The 18,776-nt window shown below is 30.9% G+C and carries 18 protein-coding genes and 1 other RNA gene; 7 read left to right on the top strand and 12 right to left on the bottom strand.

Annotation, left to right across the window (positions count from 1 at the left end; genetic code table 11):
- Positions 1-9: 9 nt before the first annotated feature.
- Positions 10-612, bottom strand: a complete 603-nt coding sequence (locus CLAU_RS05880) for a DUF2953 domain-containing protein (RefSeq protein ID WP_013239964.1) — start codon at positions 610-612, stop codon at positions 10-12.
- A 147-nt stretch (positions 613-759) separates the two neighbouring features.
- On the opposite strand from CLAU_RS05880, the gene CLAU_RS05885 reads away from it, so the two are divergent.
- Complete coding sequence (locus CLAU_RS05885) at positions 760-1,119, top strand: hypothetical protein (RefSeq protein ID WP_013239965.1); 360 nt, start codon at positions 760-762, stop codon at positions 1,117-1,119.
- Between the two features lie 151 nt (positions 1,120-1,270).
- Positions 1,271-2,083 (top strand): lecithin retinol acyltransferase family protein, encoded by an 813-nt coding sequence (locus CLAU_RS05890; protein WP_013239966.1) that lies wholly within the window; start codon positions 1,271-1,273, stop codon positions 2,081-2,083.
- Here the strand turns inward: CLAU_RS05890 and moaA are convergent, their stop codons facing one another.
- Together moaA and CLAU_RS05900 are read right to left on the bottom strand one after the other, a co-directional pair.
- Positions 2,084-3,052 carry a GTP 3',8-cyclase MoaA gene (gene moaA / locus CLAU_RS05895; RefSeq protein ID WP_013239967.1) on the bottom strand — a complete coding sequence of 323 codons (969 nt, stop codon included), beginning with the start codon at positions 3,050-3,052 and terminating at the stop codon, positions 2,084-2,086.
- Positions 3,053-3,296: 244 nt separating this feature from the next.
- Positions 3,297-3,773, bottom strand: coding sequence for a spore coat protein (locus CLAU_RS05900; protein WP_013239968.1), 477 nt, complete (start codon positions 3,771-3,773; stop codon positions 3,297-3,299).
- A gap of 398 nt (positions 3,774-4,171) precedes the next feature.
- Here CLAU_RS05900 and CLAU_RS05905 point away from each other — a divergent pair, with 398 nt between their 5' ends.
- Genes CLAU_RS05905 through CLAU_RS05915 form a run of 3 tightly spaced genes read left to right on the top strand, consistent with a single transcriptional unit; the run spans position 4,172 to position 5,259 of the window.
- On the top strand, positions 4,172-4,369 hold the full coding sequence (locus tag CLAU_RS05905; protein WP_013239969.1) for a spore coat associated protein CotJA: 198 nt from the start codon (positions 4,172-4,174) through the stop codon (positions 4,367-4,369).
- A gap of 50 nt (positions 4,370-4,419) precedes the next feature.
- Entirely contained in the window at positions 4,420-4,674 is a 255-nt protein-coding gene (locus tag CLAU_RS05910) for a spore coat protein CotJB (RefSeq protein ID WP_013239970.1), read from the top strand.
- A 12-nt stretch (positions 4,675-4,686) separates the two neighbouring features.
- On the top strand, positions 4,687-5,259 hold the full coding sequence (locus CLAU_RS05915; protein WP_013239971.1) for a manganese catalase family protein: 573 nt from the start codon (positions 4,687-4,689) through the stop codon (positions 5,257-5,259).
- A 268-nt stretch (positions 5,260-5,527) separates the two neighbouring features.
- Here the strand turns inward: CLAU_RS05915 and CLAU_RS05920 are convergent, their stop codons facing one another.
- From CLAU_RS05920 to CLAU_RS05935, 4 genes are all read right to left on the bottom strand, one after another.
- A complete protein-coding gene (locus tag CLAU_RS05920; protein ID WP_013239972.1) occupies positions 5,528-6,502 on the bottom strand; it encodes a D-2-hydroxyacid dehydrogenase in 975 nt (324 codons plus the stop codon).
- A gap of 305 nt (positions 6,503-6,807) precedes the next feature.
- Positions 6,808-7,260 carry a hypothetical protein gene (locus CLAU_RS05925; protein WP_013239973.1) on the bottom strand — a complete coding sequence of 151 codons (453 nt, stop codon included), beginning with the start codon at positions 7,258-7,260 and terminating at the stop codon, positions 6,808-6,810.
- Between the two features lies 1 nt (position 7,261).
- Positions 7,262-8,065, bottom strand: a complete 804-nt coding sequence (locus tag CLAU_RS05930) for a DUF3100 domain-containing protein (RefSeq protein ID WP_023162172.1) — start codon at positions 8,063-8,065, stop codon at positions 7,262-7,264.
- A gap of 42 nt (positions 8,066-8,107) precedes the next feature.
- Positions 8,108-9,424, bottom strand: a complete 1,317-nt coding sequence (locus tag CLAU_RS05935; RefSeq protein ID WP_013239976.1) for a M20/M25/M40 family metallo-hydrolase — start codon at positions 9,422-9,424, stop codon at positions 8,108-8,110.
- A gap of 280 nt (positions 9,425-9,704) precedes the next feature.
- On the opposite strand from CLAU_RS05935, the gene CLAU_RS05940 reads away from it, so the two are divergent.
- The gene (locus CLAU_RS05940) at positions 9,705-11,708 is read left to right on the top strand and encodes an oxidoreductase (protein ID WP_013239977.1); all 2,004 of its coding nucleotides are present in this window, start codon (positions 9,705-9,707) and stop codon (positions 11,706-11,708) included.
- Positions 11,709-11,772: 64 nt separating this feature from the next.
- Here the strand turns inward: CLAU_RS05940 and CLAU_RS05945 are convergent, their stop codons facing one another.
- Together CLAU_RS05945 and CLAU_RS05950 are read right to left on the bottom strand one after the other, a co-directional pair.
- A complete protein-coding gene (locus CLAU_RS05945; RefSeq protein ID WP_013239978.1) occupies positions 11,773-13,467 on the bottom strand; it encodes a methyl-accepting chemotaxis protein in 1,695 nt (564 codons plus the stop codon).
- 254 nt (positions 13,468-13,721) lie between these two features.
- On the bottom strand, positions 13,722-15,032 hold the full coding sequence (locus CLAU_RS05950; RefSeq protein WP_013239979.1) for a VanW family protein: 1,311 nt from the start codon (positions 15,030-15,032) through the stop codon (positions 13,722-13,724).
- A gap of 270 nt (positions 15,033-15,302) precedes the next feature.
- Between CLAU_RS05950 and CLAU_RS05955 the strand changes: the two genes are divergently transcribed.
- Positions 15,303-16,028: a phosphatase gene (locus CLAU_RS05955; RefSeq protein WP_013239980.1), complete on the top strand. Its 726-nt coding sequence runs from the start codon at positions 15,303-15,305 to the stop codon at positions 16,026-16,028.
- Between the two features lie 60 nt (positions 16,029-16,088).
- Here the strand turns inward: CLAU_RS05955 and CLAU_RS05960 are convergent, their stop codons facing one another.
- The 3 genes from CLAU_RS05960 to ssrS all read right to left on the bottom strand — a co-directional run bounded on the left by CLAU_RS05960 (position 16,089) and on the right by ssrS (position 18,731).
- The gene (locus CLAU_RS05960) at positions 16,089-17,108 is read right to left on the bottom strand and encodes a glycosyltransferase family 2 protein (RefSeq protein ID WP_013239981.1); all 1,020 of its coding nucleotides are present in this window, start codon (positions 17,106-17,108) and stop codon (positions 16,089-16,091) included.
- The gene (gene glf / locus CLAU_RS05965) at positions 17,074-18,285 is read right to left on the bottom strand and encodes a UDP-galactopyranose mutase (protein ID WP_013239982.1); all 1,212 of its coding nucleotides are present in this window, start codon (positions 18,283-18,285) and stop codon (positions 17,074-17,076) included. Before glf ends, CLAU_RS05960 begins: the two co-directional genes overlap by 35 nt.
- 255 nt (positions 18,286-18,540) lie before the next feature.
- Positions 18,541-18,731, bottom strand: a non-coding RNA gene (gene ssrS / locus CLAU_RS19965) — 6S RNA.
- Positions 18,732-18,776 lie beyond the last annotated feature (45 nt).

Genomic DNA, 18,776 nt, shown 5'->3' on the forward strand with positions numbered 1-18,776 from the left:
CCTCCATTTTTAATAGCTTATTTCTTTTTTTATACATGATATGTGAAATACTTTAAATAGTGTAATTACAATCAATATTATTCTACATTTTCCACTAACTTCTAAATGCAAATTAAAAACTTCATTAAAAAAATCTGGAATTACTCTTATAGAATTTTTAGGTAAAAATGAATAAATTACATTAAAAACTCCACACAACATACCTGTCATACTAGGATCATCAAATCCATAATTACCTTCTATCTTAACATACTTAGGCTTGATTATAGAAATAATCTTTATTATAGAATCTTTATACTCATAAAGTTTTTTAACACCTTGTATGATATGAGAAAATTTATAAGTTGATTCATCCTGTATCTTGTCTTTTTTAGAATTTATATTTGACTTTTTAGTAAAACACAATATTCTTACAGATAAATGGCTATCACTATTACTCCCTTTTAATATTATAGAAATAATATTAAAAAATAAACCAATTTCAAAATTATATATTATATTATTTTCTTCAAAAGTAGACTTTCCCCTATATGTTACATTACTTATCAACAAAAATATTAAAAGAATTATAAGGATTAAAATTATAGATCCCATTACTTTCAAAATAATCAAAATAAGGATTCCCCCCAGACTAAACTTAAAATATCCATTATTATCTACTATATATCTATAATACTTAAAAGTTTAACAAATTTATATATATTTTTATTATTTTTTTTGTTAAAATCTATATGTGACTTACGTTAGGAGAAATTAATTATGCTTTTTTTCTTATATTTATCAGGAATTTTAGCCATGCTACTTGGTGTAACCTTATTCCAAAGACAAAGTAAAAAAATAAAAAATAAAAATTATAGTGATGAACTTATATTACACTACTTTGCAAAAAAAGCGACTGAAAATATAATGATAATGTGCTTAGTGGTAATAATCGTATCACTTCTACTTCCTCTTTTAATATGGACATTATCACCTAAAGAGGTAGGGGGCGTAGATAAAATTATAGAAACTGACAATTTATCTCCTATTTTTCCTTATAATAAAAATCAATATATAAAAGAAGTAACCGATAAAGATGTTAAATCATATATTGTAAATGTGGGGGAACCATTTAAGTAAGATCTCCAAAGTTTCGACAGCAAATCTGCAGAAATAATAACTACTAATAAAGAAAATGCCAAGTGTGAAAAAGTAGCTGAATACACTATAATAAAACTATTTGTATCTGACAAATAGAACTAATTTAGAAACAGTATAAGGGATGGTTTAAATGAGAAATCATTTTTTTTTAAAATTAATATCTATATTTATAATAATTGCAGTTAGTTTTTTAGGCTATAAAATTTATACTTTAAATAATAGAACTACAACTATTTATAAATATAGCGAAATTCAAATACCTTTAAAAGATAAAATTATATGGGATGATACTTCTATAAAAAATATTTCTGTAAAAAGTAAAGACAATGAAACTATGGATACCTATGTTTTTCCATCTGTGGATGGCAAAACTCTCTTTATAAATCCACCTATAGATGGTTTTTACGATGATGATAAAATTTGCGTTACCTTATCTCCTAACTTACATTTTAAAAATTATAAAATGACGGAAGAAAAGAAGTTATATTTTCAGGTGAAGAGTGGAAATGATATTACCCTGTCCAAGGTACATAAAGAGCCTCAATATGGAGATATAATAGGCACTGAAGATACCTTTATGGGCTATCAATATACACATTATGGAATATATGTAGGTAATAATAAAGTTATTCATTACTGTAGTACTACGGGTAATTCTAAAGATGCCAAGATAAAGGAAACAGACATGTCCCCTTATTTTAGAAAAGGACATTATTTTATTTTAAACATAAAAGGTGGTTCACAATTTGATTCAAAAGAAACCGTTAAAAGAGCAGATATGCGAGAAGGTGAAAGAAGTTACAATTTATTACAAAATAACTGTGAACATTTTGTAATTTGGGCTAAAACAGGTTATTCAAGATCCTACCAGATAGACAGCCTGTCCCAAGAAAAATTAGCCCAACTAAAAATATTCACAGCCATGGGTATAAACTTACAGTAATCAACCACCTATTTGATACATCATCTTCTCACTTTCACTTTTGTGTTTAGAACTCATATTGTGCTCCTCGGGTTTTCCTAGTATTCCTCGTTTTAATTCTTCTAAAAGGAGTTTTTCGTCATTTAAGCAGTGTTTTAAATTTATAACTTTGTCCGAGTGAAGACATGGTTTTAAATCTCCTATAGACGTAAGTCTTAGTCTATTGCAATCTTTACAAAATTTACAGCTCATTGGACTTATAAAGCCTATGTTTCCCTTATATCCTCTCACCTTATATAGGGAAACAGTACTACTTTTAGAAGTAGGCTGGGAAATTACATCAAAATTATCCTGAATTTCCTTTAAAACAACTTCTGAAGAAAGATTATCATTCTCGTATAATTTTTTTCCTTCTCCTATAGGCATAAGTTCAATAAATCTAATATCTACTGGTAAATTCTTCGTAAACTCTACAAAATCCATAATTTCAGTATCATTAAAACCCTTTAATAAAACTGTATTTATTTTAACAGGAGTCAATCCTATACTTAAACATTTATCAATAGATTTTAATACTGCGTCCAAGTTTCCACACCTGGTTATAAATTTATACTTATCTGCTTTTAGGGTATCTAAACTTATGTTTACCCTTTTTAATCCTGCTTCTTTTAATTTATCTGCCATATCACAGAGCAGTATGCCGTTGGTAGTAATTGCCACATCCGTAATTCCTTTTATGTTAGCAGTTTCCCTTATTAAATACTCTATATCCTTCATTATAAGAGGTTCTCCACCAGTATATCTTATTTTATTTATTCCAAGAGTTGCTGCTGCTTTAATAATTTTTAATATATCTTCAAATCTTAACAGATCACCATAAGGTCTTTTTACTATTCCTTCCTTTGGCATACAATAGATACATCTTAAATTGCACCTATCTGTAAGTGAAATCCTAAGATAGTTTATACTTCTTCCATAGCTATCTTTCATACAATCAATCCCCCTAAGTCACTATAATTAATTTTTATATCTATTACGCTGTACTGCATAACTCAATTATACATGAAATTGTTTACAATTGTTAGTTCTATACTCAATAAAATTTCTCTATACCTTCCTTATAAGCTTTATATAGCCGGAAATTAATGAAAATTTAAACTTTAATTAACTTCCAGCTTTATTTGTATATAAACTAATTAGTGAACAACTTCATTAAAGCCAAGTGAACGTACTCTTACTGAATTTTATACATACCTTTGCTTTCCATATATTTATAAATGGATTCCCCATGCTGCTGTTCTTCTTTTTGTATATGGTTTAATACATTTCGGACATTCGTATCTCTAAATTCAAATATGGCTACATTATAAACTCCTGAAATATATTTTTCTGCCATAAGCATATCCTTACACATATCCTCGTCACGTACTTCACACATACCTACAGGTGACATAGACGGGCTAGCTATACCTGATGTATTCATTTTGCTTGTACCTTGATTACTGTTTAAATTAGGTACCTCACCGCCCAAAATACAGTTAATAGAATTTAAATGCTCTTGCTCAACTGATGCATTATTTATAAATAGCTGTTTCAACTGTGAATCATTTGTTTGATTAGCATAGTTTGTATATTTTTGTATACACATGGATTCATGACTTTTTTCATCTTCTAAAAGCATTCTTTCTTTATTGCTTAAAGTTATTGCCATAAAAACACCTCCAAAATTATTTTGTATAATTAGAAGTGAATTTATACAAAAATGCTTCAAACAAAAAAATATAATTTCATTTGAAGCAAAAAAAATATTTCAACCGTCTAAATAAATAGGAAGGTTTATGCAAACTCCTATAAAATACAAAAATATATAATTGGAGGGTACACAAATTATATAGTAAAAATACTACAGAAGCTTACACAAACTTGTTTACCAAATACGTGATTATTCAATTCCAGTCACTATATTTTAATACTATTAACAAGATGATTATACCATTAAACATCAGCATTTAAAACCTTTATTATAAATTTTACAAAGCAATTTATATTAACACAATTTATAAGTATTGAATATATTATCATTGTAAAGAGACTTAAGAGGTGAAAATAGTGTATTCAAAATTTGTTCCACATGTGAACTCAAGATCAATGCCATCTGCTGGCTTTCCTCATAATTCAGGTAAAAAATTAGCAAGGGCTTACGTTCCTATGCAGCCTTATATTGGACTGCTTCCTTTAAATATGGCATTAAAAAAAGGTACCATATTTCCAAATTTAGTTATGCCTTTCCCTGAAAACGAAGATTAAATAGTAGTCATTTAACTAGTTGTAAACCTATTATACGAGGAGGTACTAATATGAATGATCGTAAAAAACTACTAGATGAAATTCGCCAGCTTGAATTTGCCACAGTAGATTTAAATTTGTATCTAGATAATTTTCCTGATAACAAGAAAGCTCTGTCTGATTACAATATGTTCACAAATCAACTCATCCGTTTAAAAAGAAACTATGAAGACAGATTTGGTATTTTAACTAACTTTGGATATTCCGAGAGCCAGTTTCCATGGACTTGGATAAACGAACCCTGGCCTTGGGAATGTGGAGAATAGGAGGATTGGCATATGTGGATTTATGAAAAAAAATTAGAGTATCCTGTAAAAATTAAAACAAAGGATATTCAAATGGCTAAATATCTTACTGCTCAATACGGAGGTCCAGATGGAGAATTAAGTGCTGCTATCAGATATTTAAATCAACGTTATACTATGCCCAGCGGTAGAACTAAAGGATTACTTACTGATATAGGAACTGAAGAGTTAGCACATGTTGAAATTATAGCTACCATGATATATCAACTGCTAAAAGATGATACCATAGATGAACTTAAAGAAGCAGGATTAGCCTCCCACTATACCCAACATGGAAGGGCTACTTTTCCTCAAGATGCTAATGGCGTTCCATGGACATCTGCTTACATCCAAGCTACAGCAGATCCTATAACAGATTTACATGAAGATATGGCAGCTGAGCAAAAAGCTAGAACAACTTATGAACATCTTATAACTCTAACAGATGATCCAGATGTAATAGATGTGCTTAAATTTTTATGGGCAAGAGAAATTGTTCACTTTCAACGCTTTGGTGAAGCCCTTGTACATGTACAAGATAATATGGATGCTAAAAAGTGTTTCTAAATTGAAAGTTGGCTTATGCCAAATCATATAATAACAAATTTTAATATCTTAAGCGTAAATTAAGAGTGGATAGTTGAAAGTGGATAGTAAACTTAAAGCCTATTGAAGCTTTGCTTAAATAGCGCTATATTTAAACTTTCCGTAGTATTATCGAAGAAAGTCATCCCTAACTATCAACTTTCCACTCTCAATTTTTAAATGTATTTTATGTACAAACTTAAATTTTAAGCAGAATCACTTCAAAGGTCTTCTAATTCAAAAACACATATTACCTACTTACAACATTTACAGGAGATCCTTCCAAAAATCTTTCTAGATTCTCTGCTGCAATTTCCATAAGTCTCTGTCTTGATTCTTTAGGTGCCCAAGAAATATGTGGGGTAATTATACAATTTTTTGCCTTCATCAGGGGATTGCTTTCCTCTATAGGCTCTGTAGATACTACATCTAAAGCGGCTCCAGAAATTTTCCCACTATTTAACGCCTCTGCTAAATCTTTCTCTACAATTAAAGGTCCTCTAGCATTATTTATTATAATTACTCCATCTTTCATTTTACTTATGGAGTCTTTATTAATGATACCTCTATTACTATCAAATAGTGGACAGTGTAAGAAAATAACATCTGATTCTTGAAATAATTCATTTAATTTTACGTATTTCATACTATTACTTTCTAAGTTTTTATTCTCATGTTTATCATAAGCAAGTACTTTCATGCCAAATGCCTGTAGTATTTTTCCTGTTGATTGTCCAATTCTACCATAACCTATAATTCCTGCAGTTTTATTAGCTAACTCAATAAGGGGATATTTCCAAAAACACCAATCTCCATTGCTTGCCCATTCTCCGTTTTTTACTGCCTCACTATGAGCCCATACATGGTGACACAGTTCAAGAAGCAGTGCTACTGCCATTTGGCTTACGGAACTTGTCCCATATGTCGGAATATTTGTTACAGTAATTCCTAATTCCTTAGCTGCATTTACATCCACCATATTGTACCCTGTAGCTAATATTCCAATATATCGTAATTTAGGTGACTTTTCCAATATACCTCTAGATAATGTTATATCATTGGTAAAAACAATTTCTGCATCTTTTATTCTCTCCAATATTAAATCATTATTACCGTTATCATGGGAAGTACGATCATAGACATTCAAATCTCCAAGCTTTTCAAGGGGTTCCCAGCTTATATCTCCGGGATTTAACGTATATCCATCCAATACAACAATTTTCATGCTAACTCTCCTCATAATTATAAATTTTCTAAGTATAAAATAATTTTATACACATCAATATAGGATTATGTATAAATTAAAATACCTATAAACTCAACTTTCGCACATATAAAATTTTGACTTAATATAAAAAGCTTGCGAAGCAAAGCTTCGCAAGTTAAGAATTAATAATGAAAAATTGCTTCGCAAAGTTTTTAAACTGCGAGAGTTGAATTTTCTAAGTAAAAAGTAACTTTATACACCTTGATATATGGTGTAGATTAAAATACTTATAAAATAATTATAAGTATTTTAACCACAAAAATCTATATTTGGCCTGTAGCTTTTAAAACAATTTGTGCAATCATGGTAGCAAAAACAAAAGTACCTGTGTAAACAGTTAATGCTACAATAATTATCTTCCAACTTAAGGATTTAAAAAGTTTTAAATCCTTGCCTAGTGACAAACCGGCAAAAGCTAAAACTGGAGTAGTAAGAGCAATCATATCTATTTTTTCTAAATACTGTTTGTCCAAAAAAGCACCATAGGGATTAAGAGGGCTTGTAACCAAAACGGCTACTATAGATACCCAAAACACTGTAGGAATATTAGCAGGCACAATTTTTTTAATTATAATACCTAATAAAGTAATAGCTAATAATATAGCCATGCCAATAATTCCTATCTTTAAAGGAACTTTATTTTTTATAGTATTTCCTACTAAAGCAATTATTCCAACCCAAAATAAAATAAATGCCTCCTGAATAAGTCTTTTCATGCTAGATTTCCCCTCTCTTTTTGCTATTTCTTCCGATTTTAGGTTCTAACCAACCATATAATTTATTGGCAACTGGTAAAGAAACAAATAGCGTAAAATATATTCCCACTATGGTTGTTATTAAATTAGATGCTGCTGCAAAACTAGCTATTTCCTTAGCCTTTGCAGGGAAAACAGCAGTAATAGCTCCTGAAGCTGCAGCCATCATACTTCCAGATCCTACTCCTGATCCCATGGCTAGTGCCAATGGATTAAATATTTTTACTGATCCAATATATCCAGCAAGAAGTCCTATATAAATTGCACCAAATAAAGTTCCACAGATATAAATTCCCATTACTCCACGTCCTTCTGGAGAATCCATACCATACTTTTCTGCAATAATTGCAATATTAGGTTCACGATCAATAGAGAAAGTAGCTCCTACTGCTTCACGTTTAAGACCAAGTAAAAGAGCAATTGGAAGTCCTAAAATTACTGTACCTAAAAAGTGGCCGAGTTCCTGGAAACAAAGTGCCCATCCTGATTTAACCAACATAACAATAGAAGGTCCCATTGTAGCACCTATTTTGGCGACAAACAATATTACTACAATTCCCATAATATCATTTGACAGCTTCATTTCATCTTCCGACATAATTTTTAACTTAGGTAAACTTATAATTATTCCAATAACTAATGCATAGAGCATTGGTAGAAACACAAGATATCCTGGCCCTAGTTTTATTTTCTTTTGACCTATTAGCTCTGTTACTACAACTAATATAAGAGCTAGGATAAAAATTTTAAAATATTTTTTTAACATTATTTTGCCCCCTAATAATTTTTTAGCTAAAATGAATTTATGTTAATTATTAAACTCATCCATTACCTTTAGATATTCTTCTTTAGAAAACTTAGGCTTGAAATTTTTTACTATATCTTTACCTTTTTCTGCACCATTGACTAAAAGATCTATTACTGTCATTGCAAATAACTTAGCTGGCAGAATACAAGCTGCTCTATAATCCTCTACATTAAATTCCTTTGAATGCAAATTTCCACTTACACCGCCTACATAAGGGTGTATGCTTGGTATTAGCTGAGATATATCTCCCATGTCCGTTGAAGCAAAAAAATGTCCTCCATCTAAAATGCTTTCTTCAGGAAGAAATTCCTTACAATTATCTTTATATATATCATTTAATTTAGCACAGCACTCAAGAGGTAGATAACCTGGTATAGTTTTAATAACTGTTTTTGCACCTATTGCATCTCCCCCAGCTTTAAGAGCTCTATCAACTTTTTTGTTGGTTTTTACCATGGCATCTATAGTTCTTGCACGCACATAGCTTTCAATTCTTACATCATCAGGTACGCTGTTTACTACGTCTCCTCCTTTAGTAATAATAGGATGAAATCTTATGTAATCTTCATCTCTAAAAGTTTCCCTAAGAGCATTTACACCCATTAGTCCCAGCATTGCTGCATTTAGCGCATTTACACCTTCATCTGGTGCTTCAGCAGCATGAGCTACTTTTCCTATATATTGTATTGTCTTTGCAACAAATCCATTGCTGGATTTACCTATTGAAACAGTAGGTTTAGGACTATTTTTTAGAGAGTGCATCATCATAGCTATATCTACATCATCAAATTCACCTTCATATATGAGCTGCTGCTTTCCTCCAAAAAAATGAAGTTTGCCTTGCTTTCGAAGTTTTTCTCTATAGTCAAATTCAATGCATTCTTCTGAAGGTACTGCAAAAAAAGTCACATTTCCATCTAATTTGTTTGAAATTCCAGAAAGCTTTAATCCTACAGCAGCACCAATTAAAGCTCCTAGTTGAAGATGATGACCACAAGTATGAGCTGCTCCAGTTTCTGGATTTGAATTTTTATTTCCCCTACATATAACGGCATCTAACTCTCCAAGTACAGCTATATTTACACCTTCACACTGATCTTTTAATTTTGCCTTTACTCCAGTTAAAGCAAGACCATCTCGATATTTTAAACCTATTTCGTCAAAAATGCCTTTTACCTTCTTTGACGTTTTCTGTTCCTTGAATCCTAATTCTGGTTCCTTTTCTACAGATTTTGAAAAGTTTATTATTTTTTCTGCATTTTTTTCAATTGTACTACATACCAACTCCTTTAATTTTTTAATCTCTTCTTCTTCCATTATGTAATGCCCCCCTAAATTTGATTTATCAAGTAATTCTTAGGTTCAGATGGAGTTTGCTTATAAGGAAATACCTTTTCTCCATCTGAACCTTAGAAGAACTTATCCAGGTGCGTAGCAGTGCTTATCTCCCCATTTTGAAGAAGATGGGGAGTTAGCAATGGTAGCAATCGGATAAATACAATTATAGCACATTTTATGACAAATTCACTTTTAACGAAAAACAACATGGATTATGTCGAATAATTTAGGGAAAATAAATATATGGAGGTAAGTTATTATGAAAAATAAATCTTTGTTTCAACCTATTAAAATAGGGAAGATGGAAGTAAAAAACAAAATATCAATGGCACCTATGGGGGCTTTTGGACTTGTGGATAATGAAGGTTGCTATAATCAAAGAGCTATTGACTATTATGTAGAAAGAGCCAAAGGCGGTACTGGCCTTATTATAACAAGTATCACTAAAGTTGAAAATGAATTAGATAAGGTTGTACCAGGTATTATTCCTGTTATTTCAACAAACCCAGGAAGATTTCTAATGACATCTTCAGAGATGACAGAAAGAGTTCATGCTTATGGTGCAAAAATATTTTTACAACTAACAATGGGCTTCGGAAGAAGCGGGGCTCCAGGAACACTTTTAACATCCCAACCTGTCTCCGCTTCAGATATTCCAAATTATTGGGACCCAACTGTTACCTGTCGAGCACTTACTACTTCAGAAGTAGAATGGATAGTTTCAAAGTTCATTGAAGGTGCCGATATTGCTCAAAAAGCAGATTTTGATGGTGTTGAAATACATGCTGTACATGAAGGCTACTTGCTTGACCAGTTTACACTTTCCATATTCAATAGAAGAACAGATAAATACGGCGGAGATTTAAGAGGACGACTTCAGCTTCCTATAGAAATAGTTCAGGGCATAAAAGCAAGATTAGGAGATGACTTCCCAGTAGGCTTAAGATATAGTGTAAAAAGCTGCATAAAAGATTGGAGGCAGGGAGGACTCCCAGATGAAGACTACCTTGAAAAAGGTCGTGACTTAAAAGAAGGCCTTGATGCAGCAAAAATTCTAGAAGCAGCAGGATATGATGAACTCAATACAGATTTAGGAACTTATGATGCATGGTACTGGTCACATCCCCCTATTTACCAAAAGAACGGATTATATTTACCTTATACCAAAGAACTAAAAAAAGTTGTAAAAATTCCAGTTATAGTTGCAGGAAAATTAGGTATACCAGAAGATGCAGAAAAAGCTCTTGATGATAAAGCAGCAGATATGATTGGACTTGGAAGGCCACTTCTAGCAGATCCATACTGGCCAAAAAAAGTTCTCTCAGATAATTCTGAAAGAATTCGTCCTTGTATTGGATGTCATACTGGATGTCTTGGAAGAGGATTTGAAGGAAAACCTTTGAGCTGTACAGTAAATCCAGCTGTAGGTAGAGAAAGGTATTATGAAATAAAACCTACGCTTACACCAAAGAAAGTTATGGTTGTAGGAGGCGGAGTTGCTGGAATGGAAGCAGCTAGAATTATAAAAATGAGAGGACATGATGTTACAATTTATGAAGGTACAGATAAACTCGGCGGAGTAATTATTCCAGGTTCCGTACCTGATTTCAAAGTAGATGACAGAAGGCTAATTGATTGGTATAAAAGTGAAATAAAGGAGCTTGAAGTTAAAGTTAATTTCAATACAAAAGTAACAGAAGAGCTTGTAGAAGAAGAAAAACCAGATGTAGTTATAATTGCAACTGGTGCAAAAGAAATTAAAATAAATGTTCCTGGTATAGAAAAAGATAAAGTTATAACAGCTTTGGAACTTTTAAATGACAATAAAAAAGTTGGCAATGACGTACTTATGGTAGGTGGCGGACTTGTAGGCTGTGAAGCTGCACTTTATCTTGCAAAACAAGGTAAAAATGTCACCATTGTTGAAGCAAAAGATACATTATTAAATTCAAGTAAACCAATTCCACATATGAACAAAATCATGCTCATAGATCTTTTAAATATGTATAATGTGAAAGCCATTACAAATAATTCCCTCTTGGAAGTAACCGATAAAGGTGCAGTACTTATTAATAATAAATTTAAAAAACAAGAAGTATCTGCAGATACCGTTACAATTGCCGTCGGGTTTAAATCAGATAGAGAATTATACAACAAGCTAAATGGAAATATAGCTGACTTATACTTAATCGGAGATGCATACCAATCTGCTAATATAATGAATGCAATTTGGAGTGCCAACGAAATTGGGCTCAACTGCTAAAATATAAAAAACTTATAGAGTTTCTAGATTGAAAGTTAATTTCAATTGAGAAACTCTATAAGTTTTATTCTTCTGTTTTGAACTTATTTACATTTTCCATTACATTATTGACAATATGCAATAGCTTTTCAGCTGAATTAGTAACCTCTTCTGCAGAACTACTTAATTCCTCAGCTATGGCAGCTATATCTTTAGAAGATGTAGAAATTTCTTTTGCTGAAGAAGATGACGTCTCTAAATTATTTATTATAATAGATTTGTTATTGTCAGCCTCAATCATAGATTTATTAACTAGATTTATTCCTGGCAGCAATTTTTCTATATCATCAATTATTACCCTAAAAGAACTTGCAATGTTGTTTACAATACCAATTTGATTTGAAAATTGACAATCTACATTTTTAGTATCAGCAACAACAGCATTACTTTGATTAGAAACATTTTTTAAAAGTTCATTAATACTTTCAGATGAAGTTTTTGACTGTTCTGCAAGAATTCTAATTTCATCTGCCACTACACTAAATCCCTTTCCAGCTTCCCCAGCTCTAGATGCTTCTATAGATGCGTTTAATGCAAGTAAATTAGTCTGATCTGATATATCATTTATTAAATTTGTGATGTCACTTATTTTATCAATATTAGCGCCTAATCCTTGAATCTTTTCTGCAACAGATTTGAATTGAACATTTAAATCATTTATTGATTTTATTAGTAAATTCACATCTGCGCTGCTTTTCTTGGACTTTTCGCTAATATTATTTCCCATAACGCTAAATTCATTTATCATCTTAGTCGCATTTTCTATTCTTTTTCCAAATTCATCAAACACCTCTTCCATACTTACAATATGACAGACTTGTTTTTTGGAACTTTCTGACACTTTATGGATGATTAAAGAAACATTTTCTGCAGACAGCGACATTTCTTTAGATATACTATATAAATCATCAGAACTTCCATGGGCATTACTTACGTGTTCTTTTATATTTATTAAAATATTACTAACTTTTAATCTAAAATCATTTAAAGAATACATTATTTGTTCGATTTCATCCTTTGTCTTCAATTCCACATTCCCCTGCAAATTACCCTCACTCATATCTACTAATTTACTTTCAATTATGCCAATGTTATACTTTAATTTTTTTGAAAATAACCACACCGAAACTAAGGATATAATGACAGCAATTATAACTTGTAAGATGGAGAGATAAAAGAACAATTTTTTAATATTTTCAAATGTGGACACATCTTCATCTACTCCAATAGCAGCTATAACTTGTCCAGATGAATTTTTTATTGGAGCATAAGCTGACATATAAGTTCCCCATTTATCTGATGACGGTTCACTATCAACAGCAATACTACCATCAAAAGCACTGATCATTCCACCCTGCATTTCATAGCTTTCCAAATAATCTGCTGGATCAGGTGAAGCATCTATCAAAAATTGTGCAGTTTCATTATCTTTTTCTATGTAAACATAAAAATTTTTGATATCTTTTTTTGCCTTGAATACTATCATAGAATTTAATACTTCACCATATTCTTTAGAATTGTTAGATTTATCCTTTATTATCTTTTCTATCTTATTCTTGTCAATAATACTAATTGATTCTGTGACAGACTGTTTTGCTTTATCCCTCAGTTGTGATTCCGCCCTCTTAAGTATAACAGTACAACTTATCAAAGATATTGCTACAATAGCACCAACAACTACACATACTAACCTGAGAATTTTAGTCCCAAGTTTACTCATAATTTTAAAATCCCCCTAGCTTAAATGAAATCTATTAATGCTTTTTGTATTAAATTAAAAATATATACCTATAAATATTATAACTTGTTATAATATTTAAGTCATTAATAAAAATTTGTAAAAAACACCTCTAACTTCAATAGCACTGCATTTCAAATTTCTTGTTTAGCCTTATCAAAATATTTAGCGAGCTTGTGGCTTACCAAAATATCAGAGTATAAGTTGATTTTTCGTTTAGAAACTCTATAGAACTCCTAATTTGGGAGTCTATATTTATCAGTATTTATTTCTTGCTTAGAAATTTGTTTCCCATCCTTATAAGTAACTTTGTAAGCTTTTACCGTTAGTACTGTTTTATTATCTTCCTTTGTTGTTTTAACGCTATTTACAAGGTTATAGGTTTTTTCAGTTAATTTGGAATTAGAATAGATATTAAATGTTAAATTTCCATCCTCTACTAAGCATTCTATATATATTGGATAATTCAATGTATTTTTAAATTTATAATCTATATTTCCATAGTCTACTGTCGCATCCATTCCAAGTTCAACATAGCTAACAGGTAAATTATGATGATCCCTCTCTATAGGTACTATACCTGCTCTTACTACAGCATTATGAAGAGTACTTGACACCTGACATACTCCTCCTCCGAAGCCAGATTCTAACTTATCACCTACAATAACTCCAGCAGCTTGATATCCTCTCTTTTCTGTTCTTTCTCCTACTATATTATTAAAACTAAAGATTTGATTAGGCATTATTGTAATTCCATCTAAACTCTTTGCCGCCACATTAATATTATTAGCTCTACTATCTGTGGATGATGAAAAATCAGTTGTAAAACTAGATATTTTCGTATCTATCTTTTTTAAATCTGATTTTTTCATTACAGGCTGAATTTCTTTCATTTTAACATTAACCATTACATCTTTAGTATCTTTGCTATTAATTTCAGCTTCCATATCTTCAATAAGCTTGTCCTTATCAATCTCTTGGCCCTGCTTTTCCGAAGTAACTTGAAATTTATCATTTTTATCTCTAGTTATTTTGGCATCTATTGGTTTTTTATCAAAATCATTCTCTATTTTTGATATAATTTCTTCAGCCTCACTTTTATTATAACTGTACTTTAAACTAAACTGCTTTTCTTTTGCACTTCTTATAATTTTATATTTATCATAAATACTACCTTTTTTACCATATTTAAAAGCATCTTTTACAGTATCCTCTATGTTATAATTCATATTCAGCTTCGAATAGTTTATTTTATATACTTTATTTCCAGCTTTAATCAATATATTTTTTTTCAATGCTTCATTTACATATTTGTGCTTTAAAGTATCTACAGCCTCTTTTTCAGTTTTTCCACTTAAATTTATGCCCTCTACTTTAACTCCTGGATATATACGCTCATTATATCTATTAACTACAAAATGTACTAAGAATACATGTAAAACATAAATTGATAAGATCAATATGCATAGTGACCTTATCATTTTCTTTTTATTAATTTTAAATTTTATTGTCTTTTTCTCATTTTCTTTTTCTGTAATTTTTACCATTTACTATTGCAAATCCTCCTATAAACTAAAACTCTATTAAAATGGATTAATTTTATAAATAAATACACGAAACTTCACCTAAATTATATAATTATGTTATTTTATACTATATATAATACACCTATTTTGAAACCTTTACTATGGATTTTATCATATATTCATGCTTTTCCAATACTTTGAACTTTTATTGGATTTTAAATGACAAAAATGCAAATTCTAATATATAATTAATATAACAACATTTGTTGATTTTGAAAGGAGTTAATATAAATGAAATACGTTCTTGACGTACATACCCACACTATAGTTAGTGGCCATGCTTACTCTACTTTATTAGAAAATGCCAAATATGCTAGCGAAATAGGACTAGAGCTTTTAGGGTCAACAGAACATGGACCTTCTATGCCTGGTGCCCCTCATAAATGGTATTTTGAAAATCTTAAGGTACTTCCAAGAAAACTTTTTGGTGTAACTATGCTTTATGGATGTGAAGCAAATATTATAGATTATGAAGGAAATCTCGACTTATCAACAGATCTGCAGGAAAAATTGGATATAATCATAGCAAGTATCCACGAACCTATAATGGAGGCAAATAAAAATCCAGACCTAAATACCTCCGCTCTATTAAAAGTTATGGATAACCCTAATGTACATATTTTAGGCCATACTGGTAATCCAAAGTTTCCAATTCATGCAGAAGAAGTAGTTAAAAAGGCCAAAGAAAAAAGTATACTTATTGAAATAAACAATAGTTCCTTCGTAAGTTCACGAAAAGGCAGCGAAAAGAATTGTACGAAAATAGCAAGTTTATGTAAGGAATACGGAGTAAAAATAGTATTAAATAGTGATTCCCATTTTGCTTACCGCATCGGTGGCTTCGAAAGTGCAATAGAAATGTTAAAACAAATAGATATGCCAGAGGAACTAATCATAAACAGAAGTAAAAAGGATTTTCTCAGTTTCTTAAAAAGTAAAGGAAAAAACATTCAATAAACAGAGTTCTTGACATCAGATGGAGTTTTAACTCCACCTGATGCCAAGAATTCTGTTTATCTAATTAAATTTATATTTTTTATTGGTTAAACGATAGCCATATTCAACTACTTTTTTTCCAAAACTGCCATGAGCATTAGATATTATACCAAATAAACAGTATCTCATATCTGAATAGAGATTTTTATTTACACTCTTTAAATAGGACCACAAATCAGTTTTCTTTTTAAAGTTTTCCTCACTTCCCGAAACTATAAGGAGCACTGAAGAAATTGTCATCATCATAGAAAGATAGTTTCTCATGTACTTGTCCAAACGTTTATTAGGTATTTTATCAAATTTACAGTAAAAGTCTATCATACGTTTATTCACATAAAGCTGTTGATCTATCCTTTTTATCATGATTTTTTCATTTACAGATTGATCTTCCCTGCCAATAAAATATCTATATAAGTTGATATCCATGTAGTAAATTGTCTTCACATATGGAAGAGGTTCATAAACAAACAAGTTATCTACATAAAAAGTATGCTTTGGAAGCTCAAGTCCACATTCACACAAAAGAGATTTTCGATATATAACAGAATGCATGAGAATGTACTGAGATATCTTAAATTTACCTACATCATCCCATCCAAATATATGATTCTCAGGTAACACATTTTTATAGTTAACTACATGACTGGTATTATCTTTAGAATGCTCATAGACATAATTACATATCATCATATCTAGTATTTTTCCCTCTTTATAAAGTCTTTTCAGCACATCTATAACTTTCAACATTCCGGGTACATCAAGCCAATCATCAGAATCTACAACTTTAAAGTATATACCCGAGGCATTCTTAATACCCGTATTTACAGCCTGACCATGACCTCCATTCTCTTGATGTACTGCCTTTATAATATTAGGATATCTTGCTGCGTAATCATCTGCAATTTCTGCAGTATTATCAGAAGAACCATCATCAACAATTATTATCTCTACATCTTCTCCACCTGGAAGGAGAGTTTCTATACAATGTCCCATATAATCTGCTGAATTATAGCACGGAACTGTAAATGTTATTATCTTCATCAATATTATTTCCTTTCCTGCTACAAATAATTTCATCTGCCAAAATTAGTGCCCTCTCAATTATTGCATCCATGTTATAGTATTTATATTCTGCAAGTCTACCCAACAAATAAAAATCACGTAAACTATTAGTGAGTTGTTTATATTTTTCGTAAAGCTTAAAATTATCTGAACTAATTATAGGATAGTAAGGTGTCTCACCTTCAGAACCTGTATATGACTTTGGATATTCCTTCATTATAGTCGTCTTATTATAAACACTCTGACCTGTTAAATGTTTGAATTCCGTAATTCGTGTAAAAGGCTGGTCTACTGTATAATTTATAGTTCCCTTTGACTGATACCATGTTACATCATGTGTTTCAAATAAAAAATCTACAGTTCTATAGGGAAGACGTCCAAACTGGCAGTCAAAAAATTGATCTAAAGCACCAGTATATATTACTGTACCTTTAAACGGTCTATCCTCAAAAAATATATCATCTTCTATAATTTTCAAGAGTTCATTTGCATCAGTGTCAAGACGCAAACTTATATTAGGATGGTCTAATAACTTATCAAAAAGGGAAGTATATCCATTAGCTGGTATTCCCTGATATGTATCTTGAAAATAACGATTATCACGTGAAATTAGTATTGGGACTCTAGCTATAACAGACGAATCTATTTCTTCTGGAGTAACCCCCCACTGTTTTTGAGTATAATTGAGGAACACATTATTATAAATAAAATCAGCAAGTTCCTGAAATTCACTATCCTTATTATTTCCCAGTTCTGCAATGGTTAATCGCTGACCCATACCATAAGCAGAAACAAGCTTTTGTTCTAACCTATCTGCTTTTTTCAAATCGAAGGCCATATAAAGAGAATTTAAATTAAATGGGACAGGCATCAATTTTCCATATACATTTGCCAAAACTTCATGAGAATAATCCCTCCACTTTGTAAATCGAGAGACATAGTCAAATACACGCTTGTTATAAGTGTGAAATATATGGGGTCCATATTTATGTACTAGTATACCATCCTCATTTAAAAAATCATAAGTAGTACCTGCAATATGGCTGCGTTTTTCCATAATCAATACCTTTTTACCTGCCCGCTCTGCTAGTTCCCTAGATATCACCGCCCCTGCAAGCCCACAGCCTATTACTAGGCAATCATATGTTTTATTCATTTGTTCATATTTCCTCCATTCATTATGTATTGTGTCTTATGCAAAAAAATTATATACTTCATCTTAAAATAATCATTATTATATAAAATTAACCTCACTTATTTTTCATTTTTATAAGTACCCTTATAATTTAATAGTACACATACCTCTTGTTCATAGCAAGACTCTAGTACAATATTTATTTGTTTTTAAAAAAATGTTTACTTTTAATTGTAACAAAAAGAGAGATATAAATACCTCTCTTCACTTATCTAATGTTTATCCGAAATACCGCCGCTTTTTTCTTGAAACCTATCACACTGATAGGTGGGTGCCCTCACAGATGTTTCTATCTCTTAAATGCCTTAAAGGTCTCACAGAAGGTACATATACACATCAAAATATTGAACTCCCTTATAAATACTGTAGGATCAAGATAAGAAGCTAATCGAATATTTCAGAAATTATTTTCTTTTAATGTGACGAACGGAAGTTAAATCTCTAGTAATTAC

The sequence above is a fragment of the Clostridium autoethanogenum DSM 10061 genome, assembly GCF_001484725.1.
Lineage (GTDB): Bacteria > Bacillota > Clostridia > Clostridiales > Clostridiaceae > Clostridium_B > Clostridium_B ljungdahlii.